Annotated in this window: 24 protein-coding genes and 3 pseudogenes; 16 read left to right on the forward strand and 11 right to left on the reverse strand. The window is 65.2% G+C overall.

The features are described 5' to 3' along the window. Both RMCN_RS05350 and RMCN_RS05355 read left to right on the forward strand, forming a co-directional pair. Positions 1-337: pseudogene (locus RMCN_RS05350) on the forward strand (peroxiredoxin); the annotation flags it as partial. Between the two features lie 63 nt (positions 338-400). After that, on the forward strand, positions 401-1,063 hold the full coding sequence (locus RMCN_RS05355; protein WP_067387727.1) for a DsbA family protein: 663 nt from the start codon (positions 401-403) through the stop codon (positions 1,061-1,063). Between the two features lie 197 nt (positions 1,064-1,260). Here the strand turns inward: RMCN_RS05355 and resB are convergent, their stop codons facing one another. The 3 genes from resB to RMCN_RS05370 form a co-directional block, all read right to left on the reverse strand. After that, positions 1,261-2,853 (reverse strand): cytochrome c biogenesis protein ResB, encoded by a 1,593-nt coding sequence (gene resB / locus RMCN_RS05360; RefSeq protein ID WP_067387728.1) that lies wholly within the window; start codon positions 2,851-2,853, stop codon positions 1,261-1,263. After that, positions 2,850-3,620, reverse strand: coding sequence for a cytochrome c biogenesis CcdA family protein (locus RMCN_RS05365; protein ID WP_067387729.1), 771 nt, complete (start codon positions 3,618-3,620; stop codon positions 2,850-2,852). Before RMCN_RS05365 ends, resB begins: the two co-directional genes overlap by 4 nt. A gap of 291 nt (positions 3,621-3,911) precedes the next feature. Further along, positions 3,912-4,364: a DUF2752 domain-containing protein gene (locus RMCN_RS05370; RefSeq protein ID WP_165604413.1), complete on the reverse strand. Its 453-nt coding sequence runs from the start codon at positions 4,362-4,364 to the stop codon at positions 3,912-3,914. Positions 4,365-4,867: 503 nt separating this feature from the next. On the opposite strand from RMCN_RS05370, the gene RMCN_RS31230 reads away from it, so the two are divergent. Then, positions 4,868-5,074: a hypothetical protein gene (locus tag RMCN_RS31230; RefSeq protein WP_201028792.1), complete on the forward strand. Its 207-nt coding sequence runs from the start codon at positions 4,868-4,870 to the stop codon at positions 5,072-5,074. Position 5,075: 1 nt separating this feature from the next. Here the strand turns inward: RMCN_RS31230 and RMCN_RS05380 are convergent, their stop codons facing one another. Continuing rightward, positions 5,076-5,516, reverse strand: coding sequence for a MerR family transcriptional regulator (locus tag RMCN_RS05380; protein ID WP_234787578.1), 441 nt, complete (start codon positions 5,514-5,516; stop codon positions 5,076-5,078). On the opposite strand from RMCN_RS05380, the gene RMCN_RS05385 reads away from it, so the two are divergent. Then, entirely contained in the window at positions 5,515-6,468 is a 954-nt protein-coding gene (locus tag RMCN_RS05385) for an alpha/beta hydrolase (protein WP_067387732.1), read from the forward strand. The genes RMCN_RS05380 and RMCN_RS05385 overlap by 2 nt on opposite strands. Before the next feature lie 2 nt (positions 6,469-6,470). Beyond that, entirely contained in the window at positions 6,471-7,106 is a 636-nt protein-coding gene (locus tag RMCN_RS05390) for a class I SAM-dependent methyltransferase (RefSeq protein ID WP_067387733.1), read from the forward strand. Positions 7,107-7,178: 72 nt separating this feature from the next. Here the strand turns inward: RMCN_RS05390 and RMCN_RS05395 are convergent. Further along, positions 7,179-7,319, reverse strand: a pseudogene (locus tag RMCN_RS05395) (ArsR family transcriptional regulator); the annotation flags it as partial. Positions 7,320-7,763: 444 nt separating this feature from the next. Here RMCN_RS05395 and RMCN_RS05405 point away from each other — a divergent pair. The 4 genes from RMCN_RS05405 to RMCN_RS31810 are packed head-to-tail and all read left to right on the forward strand — an operon-like array spanning position 7,764 to position 9,643. Beyond that, on the forward strand, positions 7,764-8,552 hold the full coding sequence (locus RMCN_RS05405; RefSeq protein ID WP_165604414.1) for a flavin monoamine oxidase family protein: 789 nt from the start codon (positions 7,764-7,766) through the stop codon (positions 8,550-8,552). A gap of 50 nt (positions 8,553-8,602) precedes the next feature. Next, a complete protein-coding gene (locus tag RMCN_RS05410; RefSeq protein ID WP_131808527.1) occupies positions 8,603-8,977 on the forward strand; it encodes an FAD-dependent oxidoreductase in 375 nt (124 codons plus the stop codon). Between the two features lie 13 nt (positions 8,978-8,990). Further along, positions 8,991-9,503, forward strand: coding sequence for an SRPBCC family protein (locus tag RMCN_RS05415; RefSeq protein ID WP_067387737.1), 513 nt, complete (start codon positions 8,991-8,993; stop codon positions 9,501-9,503). An 8-nt stretch (positions 9,504-9,511) separates the two neighbouring features. Then, positions 9,512-9,643: a hypothetical protein gene (locus RMCN_RS31810; RefSeq protein ID WP_263987684.1), complete on the forward strand. Its 132-nt coding sequence runs from the start codon at positions 9,512-9,514 to the stop codon at positions 9,641-9,643. A gap of 352 nt (positions 9,644-9,995) precedes the next feature. Here the strand turns inward: RMCN_RS31810 and RMCN_RS31365 are convergent, their stop codons facing one another. The 3 genes and pseudogenes from RMCN_RS31365 to RMCN_RS32075 all read right to left on the reverse strand — a co-directional run. After that, the gene (locus RMCN_RS31365) at positions 9,996-10,949 is read right to left on the reverse strand and encodes a CopD family protein (RefSeq protein WP_067387738.1); all 954 of its coding nucleotides are present in this window, start codon (positions 10,947-10,949) and stop codon (positions 9,996-9,998) included. A gap of 12 nt (positions 10,950-10,961) precedes the next feature. After that, positions 10,962-11,462, reverse strand: a complete 501-nt coding sequence (locus RMCN_RS05425) for a hypothetical protein (RefSeq protein ID WP_234787579.1) — start codon at positions 11,460-11,462, stop codon at positions 10,962-10,964. Between the two features lie 90 nt (positions 11,463-11,552). Further along, a pseudogene (locus tag RMCN_RS32075) lies at positions 11,553-11,684 on the reverse strand (copper resistance protein CopC); the annotation flags it as partial. 89 nt (positions 11,685-11,773) lie between these two features. Here RMCN_RS32075 and RMCN_RS05430 point away from each other — a divergent pair. Beyond that, entirely contained in the window at positions 11,774-12,064 is a 291-nt protein-coding gene (locus RMCN_RS05430) for a sulfite exporter TauE/SafE family protein (protein WP_234787580.1), read from the forward strand. 10 nt (positions 12,065-12,074) lie between these two features. Beyond that, positions 12,075-12,734 (forward strand): TlpA family protein disulfide reductase, encoded by a 660-nt coding sequence (locus RMCN_RS05435; RefSeq protein ID WP_067387740.1) that lies wholly within the window; start codon positions 12,075-12,077, stop codon positions 12,732-12,734. A gap of 31 nt (positions 12,735-12,765) precedes the next feature. Here the strand turns inward: RMCN_RS05435 and RMCN_RS05440 are convergent, their stop codons facing one another. Continuing rightward, entirely contained in the window at positions 12,766-13,335 is a 570-nt protein-coding gene (locus RMCN_RS05440; protein WP_409366035.1) for a DUF1942 domain-containing protein, read from the reverse strand. A gap of 619 nt (positions 13,336-13,954) precedes the next feature. Here RMCN_RS05440 and RMCN_RS05445 point away from each other — a divergent pair. Continuing rightward, positions 13,955-14,341: a DUF2752 domain-containing protein gene (locus RMCN_RS05445; protein WP_067387741.1), complete on the forward strand. Its 387-nt coding sequence runs from the start codon at positions 13,955-13,957 to the stop codon at positions 14,339-14,341. A 16-nt stretch (positions 14,342-14,357) separates the two neighbouring features. Here the strand turns inward: RMCN_RS05445 and RMCN_RS05450 are convergent, their stop codons facing one another. Together RMCN_RS05450 and RMCN_RS32080 are read right to left on the reverse strand one after the other, a co-directional pair. Continuing rightward, positions 14,358-14,942: a hypothetical protein gene (locus RMCN_RS05450; protein ID WP_409366036.1), complete on the reverse strand. Its 585-nt coding sequence runs from the start codon at positions 14,940-14,942 to the stop codon at positions 14,358-14,360. Then, positions 14,824-15,690 (reverse strand): flavin monoamine oxidase family protein, encoded by an 867-nt coding sequence (locus tag RMCN_RS32080; RefSeq protein WP_084377182.1) that lies wholly within the window; start codon positions 15,688-15,690, stop codon positions 14,824-14,826. Before RMCN_RS32080 ends, RMCN_RS05450 begins: the two co-directional genes overlap by 119 nt. A gap of 493 nt (positions 15,691-16,183) precedes the next feature. Here RMCN_RS32080 and RMCN_RS05460 point away from each other — a divergent pair, with 493 nt between their 5' ends. The 4 genes from RMCN_RS05460 (at position 16,184) to RMCN_RS05475 (ending at position 19,169) form a co-directional block, all read left to right on the forward strand. Next, entirely contained in the window at positions 16,184-16,720 is a 537-nt protein-coding gene (locus RMCN_RS05460; RefSeq protein WP_067387744.1) for a methyltransferase family protein, read from the forward strand. Positions 16,721-16,762: 42 nt separating this feature from the next. Beyond that, entirely contained in the window at positions 16,763-17,494 is a 732-nt protein-coding gene (locus RMCN_RS05465; RefSeq protein ID WP_067387745.1) for a ZIP family metal transporter, read from the forward strand. A 514-nt stretch (positions 17,495-18,008) separates the two neighbouring features. Then, positions 18,009-18,938, forward strand: coding sequence for a metal-dependent hydrolase (locus RMCN_RS05470; protein WP_067387746.1), 930 nt, complete (start codon positions 18,009-18,011; stop codon positions 18,936-18,938). Between the two features lie 42 nt (positions 18,939-18,980). Continuing rightward, positions 18,981-19,169 (forward strand): ferredoxin, encoded by a 189-nt coding sequence (locus RMCN_RS05475; RefSeq protein WP_067387747.1) that lies wholly within the window; start codon positions 18,981-18,983, stop codon positions 19,167-19,169. Position 19,170: the final 1 nt, after the last annotated feature.

Raw genomic sequence — 19,170 nt, forward strand, 5'->3', positions numbered from 1 at the left:
GCTCCCTGCCGAGATCGCCGGGGATCCGACCAAGCACACGCCCGCGGAGATGGCGACCTTGCGCAACGTCTTCGTCATCGGACCGGACAAGAAAATCAAACTGGTCCTCGTCTACCCGATGGCGACCGGACGCAATTTTGATGAGATCCTGCGTGTGGTCGACTCGCTGCAGCTCACCGCCGAGCACAAGGTGGCCACCCCCGCGCAGTGGCGCCAAGGTGAGGACGTCATCATCGCCGGATCCGTCAGCGACGACGAGGCCCGGCAGATTTATCCGGACGGATGGAATGCCCCGCGGCCCTACCTGCGCATCGTCCCCAACCCGATCCGCAGCTGACGGCCCTTGTTAGCCGCGTCCATCTACTAATAGTTGTTGATATGTGCGAAAGGTTCTGCTGCAATGGCGCCCGTCACCCGCATCCTGCTAACTGCCTTTGCAGTCATCACTTTGATTATCGGCGCAGGTGTCTACCTCTCGGTCCGTGATCGAAACGCGCCTGCCGCAGCGCAGCCGCGGGTAGCCGACGCGGGACAGGTGGTCCGCGACAACAGTCACCGCCTGAACAACGTCCCCGACAGCGACGTCACGTTTGTCGAGTTTCTCGATTTCGAATGCGAGGGATGCCGTGCGGCATTTCCCATGGTCGAACAGCTGCGATCCGAATACGGCGATCGTGTCAACTTCGTCATCCGCTACTTTCCGCTGCAATCGCATTTCAACGCCGAGCGCGCCGCGCGTGCTGTCGAGGCGGCGGCCCAACAGGGCAAGCTAGAGCCCATGTACAAGAAGATGTATGAGATGCAAGCCGAATGGGGCGAGCAGCGAATTCCCGCCGACGACGTCTTCCGAGGTTTCGCGACTGAACTCGGACTCGACATGCTCGCCTTCGACGCGGCGTACAACAACCCCGCAACGCTTGAGCGAATCAACCAGGACGTCGCCGACGGCAACGCCCTTGGCGTACAGGGCACACCGACTTTCTTCCTCAACGGCGCCCGAATCCAGCCCAAGGGCTACGAGGACCTCGCTGCGGCAGTCGATCAGGCCCTCGCCGGGCAGTAAAGCCGCGAAACGCGTCACCGCGTCAAAAACGTTGTACTGTGGGGCAGGCTAGCAGGCAGCGCTTCGTCCAGCGGCGGACGCCGATTGCGGTCGCGGTCGCGGCCTGCACCCGCAATACCGAACCGGCGTCGCCAGGACCGTCGAGCGCCTGTGTCACGATGGGCTTAACATGCGCGCGACAGCTTCTTCGTGGGTAGTCACCCGCGTTGGTTCGCTGTGGTCGACGAGCGCGCGTCCGCATGTCCTGAGGCTTCGGAGATAAGTCGCGTCACCAACCGGTCAAACTCGTCGCCCCATCCGGCGTTGTCGGTGCGCGCCAACCCGCCCATTTCTACGGTCACGTCACCGGTGTCGTCGTCTTTGCGGATCTTCACCCAGACCCGTCGACGACGAACGGTAAGTGAAACCAGCAGACCCGCCATCATGGTGGCGGCGAACACCAAAACCCAGATTTGGGCTGGATCGTAGGAGACTTGCAGGCTGACGAAGTCTGTGACCGCGTCGAACCGGACGACAGTGCCGTCCGCGAGCCGCGTTTGTTCGCCGAGACGCAGATTCACCCGGGCCATTCGCTTGAGCCGTCCCTGCTCGATCATGCGCTTGTCCAACGCGAAGATTGATTGCGGACGACCCGAATCCAGTCCGGTGTCTCCCTTGTAGATGTCGACAGCCACTGCCGGGTTGTTTGGGGCGGGAAAGGCCGAGGACAACAGCCGGCCGTCAAGTTGTTCGGTCGGGGCGAGCAGTCCTTCGATGGCGATCTGATTGGTGCGCCGCTCGTCTGGGTCCGGGAAGCTGCCCGCCGGCGGATCGAACCGCATCGCCCCCGACGACAACAACGTCTGCAAGTCTGCGGGCTGCCACTGTAGCGTCTGAGTACGCGTCTGCCCGTCCGGGAACGTGACCGTGAACGTCGGTGCGTAGCCGTGACCGAGCAAATACACCCGATTCCCGCTAACGCGCAGCGGCTCGTTGACTTTCAACTGGTAGGACTTCCAGGTGTTGTTGATCAGGTCGTCGCCTGCCTGGTAGGCGATATCCGCGGCGAACGAGACAGCTTGTCCCGTGGGCAGAAACTCGGCGTCGAAGTTGTTGACCCGCAAGCAGATCGGATACAACCCGGTGCCATCGACGGTGCTGCCAGGGCGGAATACGTCGAACGCCGCCGGAGATGCCGAACAGAACCCCGACCCCTCGCCGGCGATTACGATCACATTGCCCTCGTAGCCAAACAGCTTGCCCGCCGCCACCGCGACAAGCAGCCCGATCAACGAGAAGTGAAACACCAGATTGCCCGCCTCACGCAGATAGCCCTTCTCTGCCGAGATCTCGAGCCCTTCACCGCTCGGGTGGCTGATCTTGCGCCAGCCGCGCAATTTCGCGACCACCGCATCGGCGACCGCCTGTGGATCTCCGCTGGCGCGCACGACCCGGTGTTTCGGCAGACGCGCGAGATTGCGCGGGGACCGCACCGGAGCCGCTCGCAGACTGCGGGCGTGCTCAATCAATCGTGGTATCAGACAACCGATAAGAGAGATGAACAGCAGGACGTAAATCGATGTGAACCAGACACTGGAGAACACGTCGAACACCTGAAGCCGGTCGAGCCACGGCCCGATCCGGGGATTGTCGGCGATGTATCGCGCGACGGTGCTGGGATTGACGTCGCGTTGTGGCCACAGTGCACCCGGAATCGCCGCCAGCGCCAGCAGGAACAGCAACGTCAGCGCCGTCCCCATCGAGGTAAGGGCACGCCATGTGTTGCGGGCGTAGGCGACGATGCGGGTCATATTGGCAACGTGGTGTTGGTGACGAAGGCGTCACGCACCCAGGCGACCAGTTCGCTCCACAATCCGGTCACCAACGCCAACCCCACAGCGACCAGCAGAACCCCGCCGAAAATCTGAATCGCCCTGGTGTTTCGGCGAAGCCAGCCCATCGCGTGCACCGCCCGAGCCGACCCCAACGCCAACAGAACAAACGGAATCCCAAGACCCAGGCAGTATGCGGTGACAAGCACCACCCCGCGGACCATGTTCTCGCCTTCGGTGGCGGAGGCCACCGCGATCACCCCGGTCAGCGTCGGACCCAGGCACGGCGTCCAGCCCAGTCCGAATACCGCCCCCAGCAGCGGGGCGCCCCCAATCGTCGACAGCGCTCTCGGCGCAAATCTGGCCTGGCGCTGCAGCCCCGGGATGAACCCCATGAACACCAAGCCCATCACAATGCTGATCACACCGCCGATCCGCTGCAGCACTAACTGATTGCCGATGACTGTCGTGGTCAAGCCCAAGATCGCAATGGTGCCCATCACGAACACGGCCGTGAAACCCGCGATGAACAACGCCGCCGCCCCAGCCACCCGCAGCCGAGCCGCGCGCCTCGATGCGTCGCCAACCCCCTCGTCGACCCCGACGAGAGCTGCCAGGTAGGAGAGGTATCCCGGCACCAGGGGCACCACACACGGCGAAGCGAACGACACCACCCCAGCCAGCACCGACACCAGCAGCGCCAGCATCATATGACCTGACATCGCAATCTCGGTGAAACCACTCATCGGCGATCGCTGACGACCATCACATCGCGCCGCCCACCACTACCGCTGGCCACCGCAAGCCACCCTCTCCAGGGTACTACACAAAGTAGTAACCGCACGCCGGGCCACCGCGTCTGGCGCTCTTCATTCATTAACGAGTGCGGGGGTGCTGCATCGTCGTAAACCGACCAGTAGCCGACGGACGGATCACCGCCGGACGAACCCAGTACGGATCTACCCGCGATCACCGGCGAATCGGTGCCCCGGAAGCCGGTCCCGGCAACGGTGCGCACGCCGCCACAGTCGGTGATGTCAGGCTGGCCAGCGACTGCTCAGCAGGTCGGCGTTGAGCTGCTGGTTGACCTCCAACGCGATCAACGCCACCAACAGAAAGCAAATCAAGGCGACGCGACGCGGCGCCACGGGCGTGACCCACCGCCCGCTAATCCGACCCACCACCGCGCGAGCCAGTACCGCCGCCGCACCGAGCGGAACCAGGGGCGCAGCCGGGTTGTACTGCAATGCGGCCCCTAGATGGCCGTGCAGTGTCAAATACACCGACCGGGTGCCGCCGCACAACGGGCACATAACACCGAGATCGTGCAGCGGTCCGCGCAGATCGATCGGGGGCAGTCCCGCGACCGCAAGCGCCACAAGCATCACCGCACTGACTAATCCCACCCAGGTCCACCACGAATACCGGTCCACCGGATCAACCTGCAGAAAACGCCAGCGCTGGTTGCCGGTCCGTGGGGCGCCGCTCACCGAATCAGAATTGCGACTCATGCGAGCGCTGGGGTCGGCGCCGCCTCGGTCATCGGTCAGCACCCTCTGAATCATACCTACCACTGCGGTCAGTAGGTATTCCGAGGAACGGCCAGGCCCCACCGAGACGACCAAGTTCCATACCTGGCTAGATGAAACCCATCACCGCACCGCGGCCACCCGCCGGCAGCAAGATATCGACGAGTGGTTAGTCGAGGTCTTCGCCGCCGCCGTGGTCATTTGGCAGCTGCGCGGCGGCGCGCACGCCCGCCAACGGCCCGCGCTGCGCGCCATCGCGGTAACCTTCTACGCCCTCGCCGCCTATGTGGCGTTCGAATCGATCCGTGATCTGGTCACGCAGGACAAGGCTGGCGAGTCGCTGATCGGCATCGTGCTCAACGTGGTCGCCCTGATCGTCATGATCCCGGTGGCCCTAACCCCAGCGGCGCACCGGGCGGGCGCTGAACAACCCCGTGCTGGTCGCCCAGTCCACCGAAACGTGGATGTCCAACGCCCTGTCCATCACTGTGCTGGCCGGGCTGGGACTCAACGCCGCGATCGGCTGGTGGTGGGCCGACCCCGTGGTCGCCCTGGTCGTTGCCCTGCTCGCAGCGCACTCGGGCCGAGAGGCCTGGCGCGAAGCAGACGAGGCGACGAACCCAGCGCGTGCCACCACACCCTCTGGGCCAGATCGGCTCGAGACCAATTGAGCTAACGGTGTTTGACGCGGTCGGCCAGCACAGCCTGAAAGCGCGGGCAGATAGCCAGGTCGCCATGTTCGCAGCCCAGCGCGGTGTCGATGAGATTGAGCGCGGCCTGTGCCTCGGCGACGCGCCGGGTGAGCGCGTCGTGCTGCTGCTGCAGCACCGCGTTGCGCTCGGCCGGGGTGGGTGCGGTCAGGATCGCCCGGATGTCATCGAGGCCCATGCCGGCTTCTTTGGCCTGCAGGATCGCCGCCACCCGGTAGCGGTCGGCGCGGCCGTACACCCGTTGCCCGGCCGATGAGCGGCGCGGGGTCAACAAACCCATCGACTCCCAATGGCGCAACACATGAGTGGCCAGCCCAAAACTCTCCGCCAGTTCGCCGATCGAAATCTCTCGACGCAGACCACTTGACTTCATGTCGACATTAAGGCGCACGCTCGCGTCCATGTCTACAACCCCTTCCTGTGACCACGACGCCGGTGTGACGCGCGAGGAGCTCGCATTCGATTCCGGTGGCCGGCGCTGCGACGGGTGGCTCTACCGGCCACCGGGCCCGGGGCCGCATCCGTGCGTGGTACTGGCCCATGGCATCGGCGGTATCCGCAGCGCCGCCCTTCCTTTGTTTGCGACGCGGTTCGCCGCCGCCGGCATTGCCGCCCTCACGTTCGACTACCGACATTTGGGCACTAGTGAGGGTGAACCGCGCGGCCTGATCGACATCAAGCGACAGCGCGCCGACTACCGGGCGGCCATCGACCTCGCCCGCCAACTCGACGGTATCGATCACGAGCGGATCGCTTTGTGGGGCACATCCTTTGGCGGCGGACATGTCCTGGCCACCGCCGCGCGGGATCAGCGCATCGCGGCCGCGATCATCCAGAACCCGTTCGTCGACGGCCACGCCGCGGCCGCTGCGGCTATCCGGTCAGCCGGGCGCGTGCACGCCTACCGGCTGGCGTGGCGAGCAGTCCGCGACACACTTGCTGCCCACCGCGGCGATCCGGTCCGGGTTGAGCTGGCAGGACCGCCCCTGTCGCTGGCGATGATGACCACACCCGATGCAGTCGCCGGATTCGCATCGATCCTTCCCGCCGACCCCGTGGGGTTCGAACCGGCGGTGCCGGCTCGGATCGTGCTGCAGATGCGCGCCGATCGCCCGGGACGGCGTGCCACCCTGGTGACATGCCCACTGCTGGTGTGCGTGTGCGAGCACGACGTCATCGCGCCACCGCAGCCCGCGATCACGGTGGCCGAACGGGCGCCACACAGCGAGCTGCGCCGCTATCCCATCGGCCACTTCGACCTGTTCCACACGCCGTGGTTCGACCGCGTCGTCGACGATCAGATCGCGTTTCTGCACCGCACACTGCTCGAACCCACCGCGACTGGAGGTGAATAGCCATGACCTCGACCAAGGACCGCACCGCCCGCTGGCATCGGTACTGGGACAAGAAATCCCGCAACTACGACAAGGAAATGAAGTTCTTCGACCGGCACCTGTTCGGCGACTCTCGCGCCTGGGCGTGCGGACAAGCCACCGGAAAGGTGCTGGAAGTCGCCGTCGGCACGGGCCTGAACCTCGAGGCCTACCCGCACGACATCACGCTCACGGGCATCGACCTCAGCGACGCCATGCTCGACATCGCCCGGCGCCGCGCCACCGACCTTGGGCGCACCGCCACCCTGCAGCAGGCCGACGCCCACCGCTTGCCCTTCGATGACGCCTCGTTCGACACCGTGGTCTGCACGTTCGGACTCTGCGCCATCCCCGACCACACTCGGGCCATCGCCGAGATGATCCGGGTGCTGCGGCCCGGCGGGCGACTCATCCTCGTCGACCACATCGCCAGCACTTCGCGAGTCGCGCGCGCCGCGCAGCGCGGCTTGGAGATCGTCACCGTGCCGCTGGGCGGGGAACACTTCCTGCGCCGACCGCTCAATCACGTGCGCGCAGCCGGGTTCGACATCGAACAAAGCCAGCGGTTCAAACTCGGCCTCGTCGAACGCCTGATCGCCCGGAAACCCAGCACAACGTGATCGGCCGCTTCCAATAAATCAAGCCTCGGAAATACCCACGTCGCAACGTGATCCGGTGCTGCGGACATCCGCCCGGGCCTCGCCGTGGGCCAGGTAGCGGGCGATCGCCAGCCGGGTCGGATCCGACAGGCTGTGAAACAGCGCCACCGCGCCGGCCAACTCATGGCGGGACGACGTATTGAGCGTCGCCGGTGAAAGACTTTCCATCACCATAACCCGATGATAGCCTAGTCTGACGATTGATCGGTGAAAGTCGGCGTAAGCGATAGGGGTTAATGGCGAGGTGCCTCGATGAAGCTGAACACCATCGAACGGGCCGCGATGAACACCGATCGGGCTGCCCATCAACACCACCGGGAAGCTCGTCGGATAGCGAGTTGCGTGAGATGGCCGATGGTTTCGTAGACAGGATCCGCCGGCTCTCACGAGCTTCCGATACCAACCCGGCCATGCCCATGGCCAGCGGCACTTGCGTCTCGGCGTTCGTGGATGAGGCGCACAGCTCGGCGACCGTGATGAATCTGCCCGAAACCACGCCGAGTGAGCTGCGCGCGATAAGTGCAGTGCAGAGCCGCGACGACAGACCGGATTGTTCATGCATATATGCGCATGGGTATGTTGAGTGGGGAGTCGACGTTGAGCTGCCGGAAGGCACTCATGCGAGATGAATCCAGAACGTGCGACGTCGTCGTCGCGGGTTCGGGCCTGGCGGGCCTAACCGCTGCCGACCGCCTCGCGCGCCAGGGCGTCGACGTGCGCGTGGTGGAGGCGCTTCCAGTAACCGGGGGGCGCGTCGTTGGAGTTGACGGCGGGCGCGATACCGGCGCCGAGTTCGTCGGAAAACCTCATACCGCGGTACGGGGCCTCATTGCCGACCTCGGACTGCGCACGGCATCAGCGGGTCTTGACCGTGGCCCCATCCTCTGGCGAGTAACCGGATCGACGCGAAGCTCCGTCCGCCCCCCGGGACGCGCCCGCCATCTCTGGTCGCTTGGCGTCGCGCTGTGGCGGCTGCGCACCCAGGCGCTGCGGCTTGATGCGGACGCTCCCTGGATGTCGGCCGGCATCGGTGAGCTGGACTCGACGACGCTGGCGGCATGGCTCTCCCACCACGGGGTCAGCGCACACGGTCTGGCCCTTGCCGACGCCCTCATCGGGGGCTTTGCGACCCGGCCGATCGACGACATGTCGGCCGCGCATGCAGCGTGGTGGATCGCCGCGGCCGATGGGCTCGTCGCCGCACTGCGCTCCGGGCAGCAATACGTGGTGCCGGGCGGCGCCCATCAGATTCCACAAAGACTCACGAGTCGACTTGGCGACCGCGTCCACTGCGACTCGCCGGTGCGCTCGATTCGTTCCGTTGATGGCACCTTGGAAATTCGCTGCCACGCATCGTCTTCGATCCCCCATTGCCGGCGCCGCTCCGGTCGGCATCAACACAACTGAGCTACGGCAATGCCGTCAAGATTGCCGCGACGGCCGCCGTTACACCGACGGTGCGCCATCGATCGGTCGTCGGCGGGCATCCGCTGACCGTCGCCTGGCGTCGAGGCCGCGCGATGGCCGGCATCAGCACCGGCACGCCAACGGCCGACGACCTGATTCGAGATCTGGCCGGGGCGTTCGGCGTTCCCCCGGGCGGTCTCACCGACGTGACGGTCACCGACTGGACTCATCGCGACTACATCGGCGGCAGCTATCTCGTATACCGCTCCGGCCAGATCGAGCAGTTTGCCCCCGTATTGCGGCTAGCGGCAACGAATTTGGTGCGATTCGCCGGATCTGATTTCAGTTCCTGGCCGAATTCCATGGAGGGTGCGGTGCGATCCGGCCACGACGCCGCGGATGCCCTGCTGCGCGTCGTTGCGTGAAAGGAGAAGAGCAGTGTTCGATTTCACCGAATCGATCGTCATCGACGCACCACACGAGCGGGTGTGGAAGATGTTGGGACATGTCGACCAATGGTGGCTACCCTCAAATCCGGAACACATCAGCCTGGAGCACCTCGATGACCGCCCGGCCACCGAAGTCGGTGCCAGACTGCGGATTCGCGAGAAAATCGGCGGCATTCCCGGCGAGGCGGTGGGCACCATCACCATGGTCGAACCCGGAGCCGCGGTGACGTGGGAAGCCGACGCGACCTACCGGTGGCTCGGAGTCTCGGTTGAGATCGGCGAGGGCGTCATCTGGCGGGTCGAACCCCAGAGCGCCTCGTCAGCTGTGGTCAGCGCCCGCGTGTGGGCCACCGCCCCGCGCGGAGTCCTCGGTCGCCTGGCGGCATTCATGTTCGTGCATCTGCTCAACGGAGAGGCCAAGGACCGCGAACACGCACGCACCGAGCTGCGATACCTCAAGCGCACCATCGGAGGCGCGCGCTACGGGTCCTCACGTCGATAACGTTCGCCGTGCAGTTGCGCGTAGTGTTCGTCGTCGCGGGGACAGGCATGATCGCCTTGCAGCGTGGTGTGTTTGATGCCGTGGCGATCGGCTGCATCTACAGCAGAGGGAAACAACTGCTGCTTGGGCGGGTGGTGTGAGGAAGGCGGCGGCTCGGCACAGCTGCTGCCGGGTGGTGGTCCGAGGAGCCAGCCAGGTGCTGTTGTCGAGATGCAGCGAAGATTGACAGGAAAAGGCCTGGCTACCTTGACAACACTTCGGCGTCTCGCGAATTCTAATCAGTCTTCACTGCATAAACGCAGTTCAGAACACTTCGATTGCCCGGCCGACGGTATGAGTCCCCAGCGCGGCTTCGGAGCCTGTCGGAATCGCCAAGCCGCCAGACGCTCCGCCATTGCCGAGGGCTGCAATTTGCAATAGTCATCTACTAGAAACGACAGGAGATGCGTTGCCAGTCTTGCCCTGTGGGGCGGGCTCGTGCGCAGCTCGCTTCTAGTCACGGTAGACCAAGCGGCGCTGGAAGATGACCTTTGGGCCGACGAGGGTTTCGGAGATGATCCGTCCTAGGCCGTCGAGGCCAAGTTCGACGAAGTAGCCGGCCGACGGGAAGCCCAGCAGTAGCCGGGTGGGATCCGACTCCCGGCGCACCACGACGGCCACGGGCGCGACGCCGGCGTTGTACGGCTCATTCGACAGCAATTGGGGACCGTCGGTGTCGATGATCATGGGGTCTGGAAAGCCCGCGGAGGTGTCGCTGGTGCCGGATTCGTAGATGGTGACGTCGTCCACTCGGTTCATGACCCGCACCGTGCGCTGAATCAAGTCACCCGCCGGCACACCGGGCCAGGGAACGACGATGGCGACCGTGCCGCCGGTCCATCCTTCAGCCGCCGCCCGAAGCGTGAGCACATTGTCACCGTCGCGCCAGCGGATCGAAGCGACGAAACACCCACCGCCGCACGGCCGGAAGCGCACATCCTCGGTCACGTCGCTCATGGTCAGCCGCCCCGACAACTCGTAGGTCTGGTCCTCGGGTGCGCCGATGTAGTCGGTGAGACGAGGGGTGAACAGGCGTACCACCACTTGTTGCTCGCTGGCGACGACGTTGACGCCGATCTGTCCCGCGAGCCCCCCGCCGGGAACGGCCACGCCGCGCGGCGGCGGTGGCGGCGCAGCGGCGCCGGTGTCAGCCCCGCCCGGGCTGGGCATCGACACCAGCACCGCGGTCACCGCGATGACTGCAAGCAGCGCCACGCCCTCCACGCGGGTGGTCTGGCGGAGCCGGTGCAGTCTGGCCATGCGCAGTGCGCGGCGGCCCACCACTGCCAGCCCAACGGCGACCGCTACCAGTGCGAGTTTCAGCAGCAGCGTTGTGCCATATGCCGTGGCGGTGAGCGTCGGCAGCGGTACCAGAATCAGCGCCAGCAGCAGACCTGCGACGGCCACATCCAGAAACAGTCACAGCGCCATCCGTGCATAAGACATCGCCATCCATCGCGCGGCGTGCGGCCAGGATCGCCATGCCAACACCGTGCGGCTGGTATGAACCAACGCGCCGACCCACAGTCCCGCGGCGCCGACATGGATCGCGGTCAGCCCTGCGCCCAGGACTGGGCTTTCGGCACCGGCATGCGACACCACGCCCTCGGCGATGGCCACAGCCGCAAGCGGCGCCAGCGCCCACATCGGCCGTCGCAGCCCCAGCAGCACAAGGGCGACGGCAAACCCGCCGGCCTCGGCGGTAATCGCGAGGCCGGCTCGGGATTCCCACAGCGCGGCGGGCGTGCCAAGGCCCGCGACGAGCGTCGCAGCACTAACTGCTGCCGTGGCAAACCCCAGCGTCGCAGCATATTTCGACCACGGACGCACCGGCGGCAGGGCAGGATTCTCGGTGCGCGCGGTGGCTGTGAAGCGTTCAGCGACGATGCCGCCGAAGGCGAGCGCGAATCCGGTCAGCATGAGCCACTTACGCAGTGCGGCGAACCAATCGGCGATCGGTTCGCCCTCCCCCGGTCCCGCACCTACTACCTCCGCTCCAACGGCGAAGCGGAACTCGTCCTCAACGAAGTGACCGTCAAGTCCGACGGCGGCCCAGTGCACCCGGTAGGTGCCTGGCTGCAGCGTTTCGGGCAGTTCGGCGCTGACGACGGTGTTGCCCTTGCTGGCACCGCCAAATCCGATTCGACCTCACCCGAATCAGACCCGGCCCCGTCGGTGCCGCTCCGCTGGGTGCGGCATTCGCCTTCAGCTGGACGCCGTGCGTGGGCCCGGTGCTCGCTTCGATTCTGACCGCCGCCGCGACGACGGCCACCATCACCCGAGGCGCCGTGTTGCTGCTGGCCTACTCGATCGGTCTCGGGCTGCCCTTCGTCGCCGTGGCTGCCGCGCTGGCACGCGGTGGCGGCCGGCTGGCATGGCTTCGCCGCAACGCTCGTCGAATCGAGATCGCCGGCGCGGTCATCCTCGTCTTGATGGGTATCGCGCTGATGACCGGGGGCTGGACGGTCGTGATGAGCAGGATGCTCGCCGTCTACGCGCGCCTGGGCTGGCCGCCGATCTGAAGGGACAGTAGTGACGAACACCGGACGATGGACCATCGTCGTCGTCATCTTGGCGGCGGCCGGAGTGGTGGCCCTCTGGCCGAGGACCGAGCCAGAAGCGCCCAACACAACCCCGTGGAGCACACAAGGACGGCCGACGCCCCCCGCCGAGGACGACGCCGCCCTGGCCCTGTTGCGCGAACGGGCCCGCGTGCCATCATGCCCACGCCCCCAGCCGGAGGCGCCCCCGCCCTCGGGCCCGTTGCGGTCAGTTTCGGCGCCCTGCCTGGGCGCACCAGGTGACGTGGACCTGGGCGCAGCGTTGGCTGGGCGCGCGACCCTGCTGAACGTCTGGGCATCGTGGTGCGGACCCTGTCGCGAAGAGATGCCGGTGCTCGACGCTTACGCGCGCCAGCCCGGCGCGATCGATGTGCTGGGAGTCAACGTCCTGGATCGCACCTCATCCGCCCTGGCGCTGGCCGCCGAACTGGGCGTCAAATTCCCGTCCGTGTATGACCCGGACAAATCCGTCCAGCGCGCTTTGGGTGTCCCACCGGTGCTACCGGTCAACTACCTTGTCACGCCCGACGGCAGGATCCGGCGCATCACCGACCCACCGATCTTCGGCGATCCACAGCAGGTCGACGCTGCGGTGCAACGATACCTAGGATCGACGAGTCAGGCTGGGTGACAGGCCATTCCATGGATTGACGAGGGACGGGTCATTGGTTCCTGCAGTGGGGGCAATTGTCCATCATCCCCATCGGCATCGGCATGTCCATCATCATGTCCATCGGCATCGCCATCATCGCCTCACCGCAACACCACATCATCGACGGGTGCGCGCCACCACCGGCGTAGGTAACTGCGACAGGATCGGCGCCGGTGGCATCGAAGTACAGCTTGCCCGTTGCGGTCTGCCCTTGTGTGATGGTTGCTCCCGGGATGCCCTCGGCACTTGATACTTGCCACAACACGGGGTAGCTGGCGCCGTCGGCCGCGTGCGCGCGGAAGTTCGGAATGATCGGCGTGACCGTCCCGGAAACCGCCTCCACCGACGCCGTAGCCTCCCAAAGCTGGCCCGCCAGTGGATACCCCGGCGCCGAGCCGGCGCTCTTCTTCAAATCCGTCACAGTCCATTCCTGCACGACGGCACCTCCCGCATCCACCAGCTGCTGGTTCGACCCGAAACGATGTGGGCACTCACCGACAGCGGAGGCAATCGCCGGATTGCCGAAACCAGCCATCACGATGGCTACCGATGCAATCGCTATCACACTAAACCTGCGCACTCCATGCTCCTTTCACAACAGCTCTGATATTCCTGCGATTGTCCAACCTGCCCCGACGCTGCCCTGGCAATATTCCGTCGGCACCGGGAATGTTGCGTCTGTTCCGTTCCCGTTCTGGACTTCTGACCCCCGCTGCAAGTCGTCGATGTTGTCGCCATCCCGCGGTGAGCGCCCACCACTTCCGGGCACACTCACCGGCCAGGCACGGCCGCGCGCCGCAGAAATACCGCCCACCGCACCGTAACCTACTGCCTATGTACGTACATCGTATATGCACTGTGGGCGATCCCAGGCCCGGCTTTCGGCCCCACACCCGCACCGGCTACGACCAGCGGGCCAGTGAGGGCCGACGACGACGAACCGGCACGATCGACGCAACCCACGGCGGAGCGCGCCGTCACACCCAGCAACTACCCTTCCAGACCATATGCACAGCTACTAAGTTGGCACGTAGACGTCGGCAGGGATGCTATTGCAGGCGTGATGTGCCACAACGCCGATCAGAGCCGCCGCTACGTTACAGGTGGCAACAGGAGATCAGATGATCCACGGACAGCCCGCACCGTCCCGGTCGGCACGCGGAGGTCTGGTTTGGTCCAACCACGATCGCTTCCGGTGGATGACGAGACTCGCGCTGGGGTTCGCGCCCGCCGCGGCCGCGCTGTGGGTATTCGGCATCCCGCCGGTCGACATTCACGGTCCACTGCATTACGCCGGCATCATGGATCCGCTGTGCGGTGCGACCAGGGCGACTTATCTGTTGCTTTCCGGTGATATCGGCGCCGCCGCCCTATACAACCCGGGTGTCTTCGTGATCGCCGCGGTCGTGCTGGCCATCCTGGTCCGCGGGGCGGTGGGCAAGCTAACCGGTCGGTGGTTCGGCCTCGTGGTAGGAGCGCGGTGGCGGCGCATCCTGCTGGTGGTCTTCGTCGCCGCGGTCCTGATGCTGTGGATCCGTCAACAGGTCAATGCCGATCTTCTGATGGCGCCTTGGCCGCCTGGCTAGGACGCAGCGGCTGAGACTAGGAGGGCCTACCGCCCATCATTCCGTCGCCCATCATTCCGTCGCCCATCATTCCGTCGCCCATCATTCCGTCGCCCATCATTCCGCGCATCATCGCCGGCATGCCGTCGACGACGAACCCGGTGACTTCGCGGCCATGCTCGCGGATCGCGCGGGTCACTTCGGGATCGGTGGCGGTTTCCTCGGCGATCACGCCGTTGGCGGTGAAGGTGAGCTGGCGCTGATAGTCGGGCGCGCGGCGGAACAGAGTCGGGAGGCTGGAGCTCATGCACATCATCTCGGCGCCCTGGTCGAGACGCGCGTACATCGCCGCCACATGCGACTGCAGTTCGGCAACCAGGTCGGCAGAGTCCGATTCTGTGACCGTGCGGATGCCTCCGGGAATGTCTTCTACGCTGCGCCTGAGCTCGCCGTGTCGCATGAACATGTTCATGTACTGGCTCATCTCGCCGCTCGAAGCGCCATCAAATCCCGGCCCCTGCGCGCGGCTGGCGGGCATGTCGATGATGTTGCGCAGCAGGTATCCCACACCAACGAGGCCGCCCCCGGTGGCGAGCACGCCCAGTGCCGCCCGCCTGGTCAACTTGGCCATATCCGATCATCTCCCGTTCTGACCTCAACGTACTCGTCAGCGCCGGTAGGAGTGCGGACAAAGCGAGGTGAATGCGGTCGGCAAGGCGCTGGGCCAGCAGCCGGGGAATCTGGTGTGCCCCGCCTGACACGAAGTATTGCTGGCCGGAGCGCATAGCGGCCAGTAGTCCGTTCGCTGCGGTTATCCACCAGGCGGCGTGGGCTGCCGAGATGTCGGTGATGGGACGTGTCGCGAATCCGCCGACCAGCGCGTCGCTGAGCTCGAGCGCGCGGTCGCTGGCTCCGGACGCGGCGAGCCAGTCGGCGAGGCTGACCTCGTCCAGTTTCCGAATGCCTGCGGAGTCCCACGGCCGGACGGGATCTAGTGCCAGCGCTCGTCGTCGCAGCCGCCACCACGCGGTAGCGAGACTGCAGAGATCGGCCAACGATCCCGGCGGTCGCCGCGACACACGGCTCACCGTTGGCAGCCTCCACAGGATCGGGCCCCGATCGATTCCGGCGGGACGAATCCGCAATCCCAACTCGCCCACCAGAGTCCGCAGCTGCGTGTGGGGCTTGCCGATGAACTCCGCCCCTGTGTCCGTGCCGCCGGACGTGCCGAAAACCCGCCCGCCCACGTCACTGCCAGCTTCGAGGACGCGAACATCGACGCCCCTGCGCGTCAGCTCGTCGGCCGCAACGAGACCGGCGAGGCCGGCACCGACAACTACGACGTCGCAGCGTCGCTCAGTCGAAGTCATTGTGGCACCTGCTGAGCTCAGGGATCATGTCGGCGGGTGGTGCGGGCGAGGAGGGGTCGTCGCGGCGCAGTGTGACTGACCGCGCGGCGATGGTGAGGATGGCATCGCTGTGACCCAGGCCGACCAGGGTAGGCGTCGGGATCAAACCCGGTCGCCGCGGGCGCCCTTAACCGCCCAGTCGCTGGTGACATGGCCGGGCGCGCGGCAGCGTCGCAACAGGTGCCCCCAAGGGTGCCGCCCGTATTGGGCGCAAACCGTTGGCGCGCTTGGAATTCCGCGCGGTATGTTGCTTGGAGGCTGTCATTGATATTTCTCCGCCGTTCCTAGTTGGGGTATCGGTTCACCACGCGCGCCAGGACGGGCGAGCAGCATGACCGCCGGTGCCGCTGCAGCGGAGGTGCTGGCGTTGTCGCATGGTTCTGCGGTGAGTACAAACAAGTTTCCTTCCTCCAGGCCCTGGTGACACCGCTGTCGGTCGTTGCATGCTGAAGCGATGACGCACAAGGAGTACCCGATGTACCCGCGGCTTCCCCTGCTGTCCCGCATGGCCCGCGATGTGTGTCAAGGCGGCTCCATGCGTCGATCTACCGCCCTCTACATGTGGAGTGCCTATGGCGCACACGCGGCTGTCAATGGGTGGGCGCTGGCATGCCCGGACCGCAGGCTGCCTGTTCCGCGCAAGGTGTCGTCCATCGGGTGGGTCGCGGTAATCGGCGGCATTGGTCTGTGTATCGCTGGCATGAGCCGCTTCGCCAACCTGGGCGAGGTTGAGGGGACCCGAAACGATGCACTGATTACCGGGGGCGTCTACCGCTACTCGCGCAACCCCCAGTACCTGGGTTACATCATGGCTCTCGGCGGCGCTGCCGTGGCCCGGCACAGTCTGACCTCAGCCGCTCTAGCCGTTGGGTGGGCTGGCGTTTGCGCGGCCTGGATTCCTATTGAGGAGCAACAACTCACCGCCCTCTACGGCCAGGCCTACGGGGACTATGCGGGCCAGGTGGGCAGGTGGTGGCGTCGCCCGTCGTGATTGTGTGGACGATGAGATCGCACCCACGAAAAGGAGCAAAACGTGGAGGGCTTTGGCCTCGTTCTTGCGCTGGCCGCCCTGCCGGCCGCAGGGAACTTCCTGGGCGGTGTCGTCGCCGAAATGTTCAGTGTGTCCAAACGAGCGTTGAGTCTTGCGCTTCATTTGGCCGCCGGAATCGTGCTAGCCGTGGTCGGCATCGAACTGATGCCCGAGGCCTTGAAGGGGTCGCCGGCCTGGGTGCCCATCGTCGCCTTCGTCGTCGGCGGTGCGGCGTTCATCGCACTTGAGCATGGCATCGGCTATGTGCAGGCACGACTCGGCGCGACCGAAAAAAGCGCCGGACCTTGGGCGATCTTCACGGGCGTGTCTCTGGACCTGTTCAGCGACGGCGTGATGATCGGAACCGGCACGGTGCTCAACCCAACGCTCGGGCTGCTGCTCGCATTGGGTCAGGTCCCCGCCGACGTTCCCGAAGGCTTCGCTGCAGTAGCGACACTTCGTCGAGCCGACATATCCCGCGTCAAGCGCATCCTCATGTCGCTGGCCTTCGCCATTCCGATCCTTGTCGGGGCTTCCCTGGGCTACTTCGCCCTCAGAGACGCGCCGGAAATGGTGACCCTCGCAATCTTGGCACTGACAGGAGGTGTACTGATCAGTGTCGTCGTCGAGGAGATGCTCACCGAAGCGCACGAAGCCGACACCAGTCGCTGGGAAGCACTGTTCCTCACAGCCGGCTTTGCTCTGTTTGCCTTGATCTCGGTGTACGTCGGTTGATCATGGCGTTGGCCTGAACGCAAACGCGCGGTGCGGGAGTGGGGACAAGGCGCCGACACGCCGTCTCCGATCATAGCGATGACCGGCGATCCTCATTGTTGGCCCCGGCGTCGCTCTTGCTTCGGCGAGTAGCTGGAACCGCTTGCTGGTTCTGTTGTGCGCGTTGTTGCGCCACGGAGCCCTCGACGTGGGCATTCGGCTAGCGGAGGTTGTCCGACCACGACGATCACGGCCCTGGGCCCGCTCTTTGCGCCAAGGTCGGCTGGTCGCAGCGCGGCCTTATGACATCGGCTGGTACAGGATTTGGCTGGAGCGACCTAGGGCCGACACACATGTCGCGACGCATCACCTAAACACGTTTCAACGGCGACTCGACCGGCAACCTACTCGTAAGTAGCTTTTGTCGCAATCGGATCAACGTGGCTTTGATCGGGGGCCGCGGTTGCCAGCTTGGATGACTGTGATCCCCCGCTCTTCGCTGTGAAGCCGTCCGCGTAGCTGGAGGAGTGACCCAATGCCCGAAGTGCAACTGCATCGCGACGGACACCCGGCCTATCGCCGCAAAGTCCGCTTCGACTGGTCGGATTTGCCGCTGCACTGGGTGCCCGGTGATCCGTTCTCGACGCACATGATGAACGTGCTGCATTTGCTGCTGCCGGAAGGTGAGCGACACTTCATCAAGGCCGTCCTCGAGGCCTCCTCGCTGGTCGACGACCCTGAGCTGGAGGCGGCCATCAAGCCGTTCATCCAGCAGGAGTCTTGGCACGCCTGGGCACACCAGGTGGTGCTGGACCACTTGGCCGAGCAGGGCATCGACACAACTGGATACACCGATCGGCTCGGCAGATATTTGTCGGTCGCCCTGGGCGATCCACCCAAGTTCTTCCCGCCGCCCCTGAAGCGGTGGTGGCTGTACCGGCGCTTGGCCGACGTGGCCGCCCTGGAACATTTCACGGCGGTGCTCGGTCAGTGGGTGCTACAGAACCGAGGTCTTGATTACGCGCGCACTAATCCGGTCATGCTTGATCTGCTCCGATGGCATGGAGCCGAGGAGGTCGAACACCGTTCGCTGGTCTACGACGTGTACCAACACGTCTGCGGGAGCTATTGGATCAGGGCATTCTCGATGCTGACGACTGCGCCGCAATTCTTGTTCTGGTGGCTTGTGGGTTTGCGGCACTTGATGAGGCATGACCCGACGATCGACGCCAGACCGCGGTGGCGAGACTGGTTCCGCGCGGCGCGTGAGTACCGGGTCCCCGGGCCGTGGCAACTCATCGTGACCGTCCCGCTCCGCTACCTGCGTCCTAGCCACCATCCCAGCACCGAAGCAAACACGCAGATGGCCATCGACTACCTGGCGTACTCGCCGGCGGCCCGCGACGCGCGTGAGCGCGCCGACGCCCACGAACGGTCGAAGGCCGTTCAGGCGGCCCACAGCTAGGCCGGATGTTCGACGAGCTTTTCAAGAGAATCGGGAGGGTCGATGAAGGTTCGGGTTGATTTGGACACCTGCGACGGAAACGGCGTTTGCATGAGTATTTGCCGCGAGGTCTTCGAAGTACGAGACGACGGTCTTCACCTGCTGCAGGAGCATCCGGGGGACGAACTGCGCAAGAAGCTGGTGGGTGCCGAAGTGTCCTGTCCCACCCAGGCAATCACGGTGAAGGACTGAC

This window comes from Mycolicibacterium novocastrense, from assembly GCF_001570485.1.
Classification (GTDB): Bacteria; Actinomycetota; Actinomycetes; order Mycobacteriales; family Mycobacteriaceae; genus Mycobacterium; species Mycobacterium novocastrense.

Coding starts and splice junctions, on each gene's coding strand:
- RMCN_RS05355 (WP_067387727.1), top strand. CDS start 401: ATGGCGCCCGTCACCCGCATCCTGCTAACTGCCTTTGCAGTCATCACT.
- resB (WP_067387728.1), bottom strand. CDS start 2,853: ATGACCCGCATCGTCGCCTACGCCCGCAACACATGGCGTGCCCTTACC.
- RMCN_RS05365 (WP_067387729.1), bottom strand. CDS start 3,620: ATGAGTGGTTTCACCGAGATTGCGATGTCAGGTCATATGATGCTGGCG.
- RMCN_RS31230 (WP_201028792.1), top strand. CDS start 4,868: ATGTCCAACGCCCTGTCCATCACTGTGCTGGCCGGGCTGGGACTCAAC.
- RMCN_RS05385 (WP_067387732.1), top strand. CDS start 5,515: ATGTCTACAACCCCTTCCTGTGACCACGACGCCGGTGTGACGCGCGAG.
- RMCN_RS05380 (WP_234787578.1), bottom strand. CDS start 5,516: ATGGACGCGAGCGTGCGCCTTAATGTCGACATGAAGTCAAGTGGTCTG.
- RMCN_RS05390 (WP_067387733.1), top strand. CDS start 6,471: ATGACCTCGACCAAGGACCGCACCGCCCGCTGGCATCGGTACTGGGAC.
- RMCN_RS05405 (WP_165604414.1), top strand. CDS start 7,764: ATGCGAGATGAATCCAGAACGTGCGACGTCGTCGTCGCGGGTTCGGGC.
- RMCN_RS05425 (WP_234787579.1), bottom strand. CDS start 11,462: ATGCTGACCGGATTCGCGCTCGCCTTCGGCGGCATCGTCGCTGAACGC.
- RMCN_RS05445 (WP_067387741.1), top strand. CDS start 13,955: ATGACGAGACTCGCGCTGGGGTTCGCGCCCGCCGCGGCCGCGCTGTGG.
- RMCN_RS32080 (WP_084377182.1), bottom strand. CDS start 15,690: ATGACTTCGACTGAGCGACGCTGCGACGTCGTAGTTGTCGGTGCCGGC.
- RMCN_RS05460 (WP_067387744.1), top strand. CDS start 16,184: ATGACGCACAAGGAGTACCCGATGTACCCGCGGCTTCCCCTGCTGTCC.
- RMCN_RS05470 (WP_067387746.1), top strand. CDS start 18,009: ATGCCCGAAGTGCAACTGCATCGCGACGGACACCCGGCCTATCGCCGC.
- RMCN_RS05475 (WP_067387747.1), top strand. CDS start 18,981: ATGAAGGTTCGGGTTGATTTGGACACCTGCGACGGAAACGGCGTTTGC.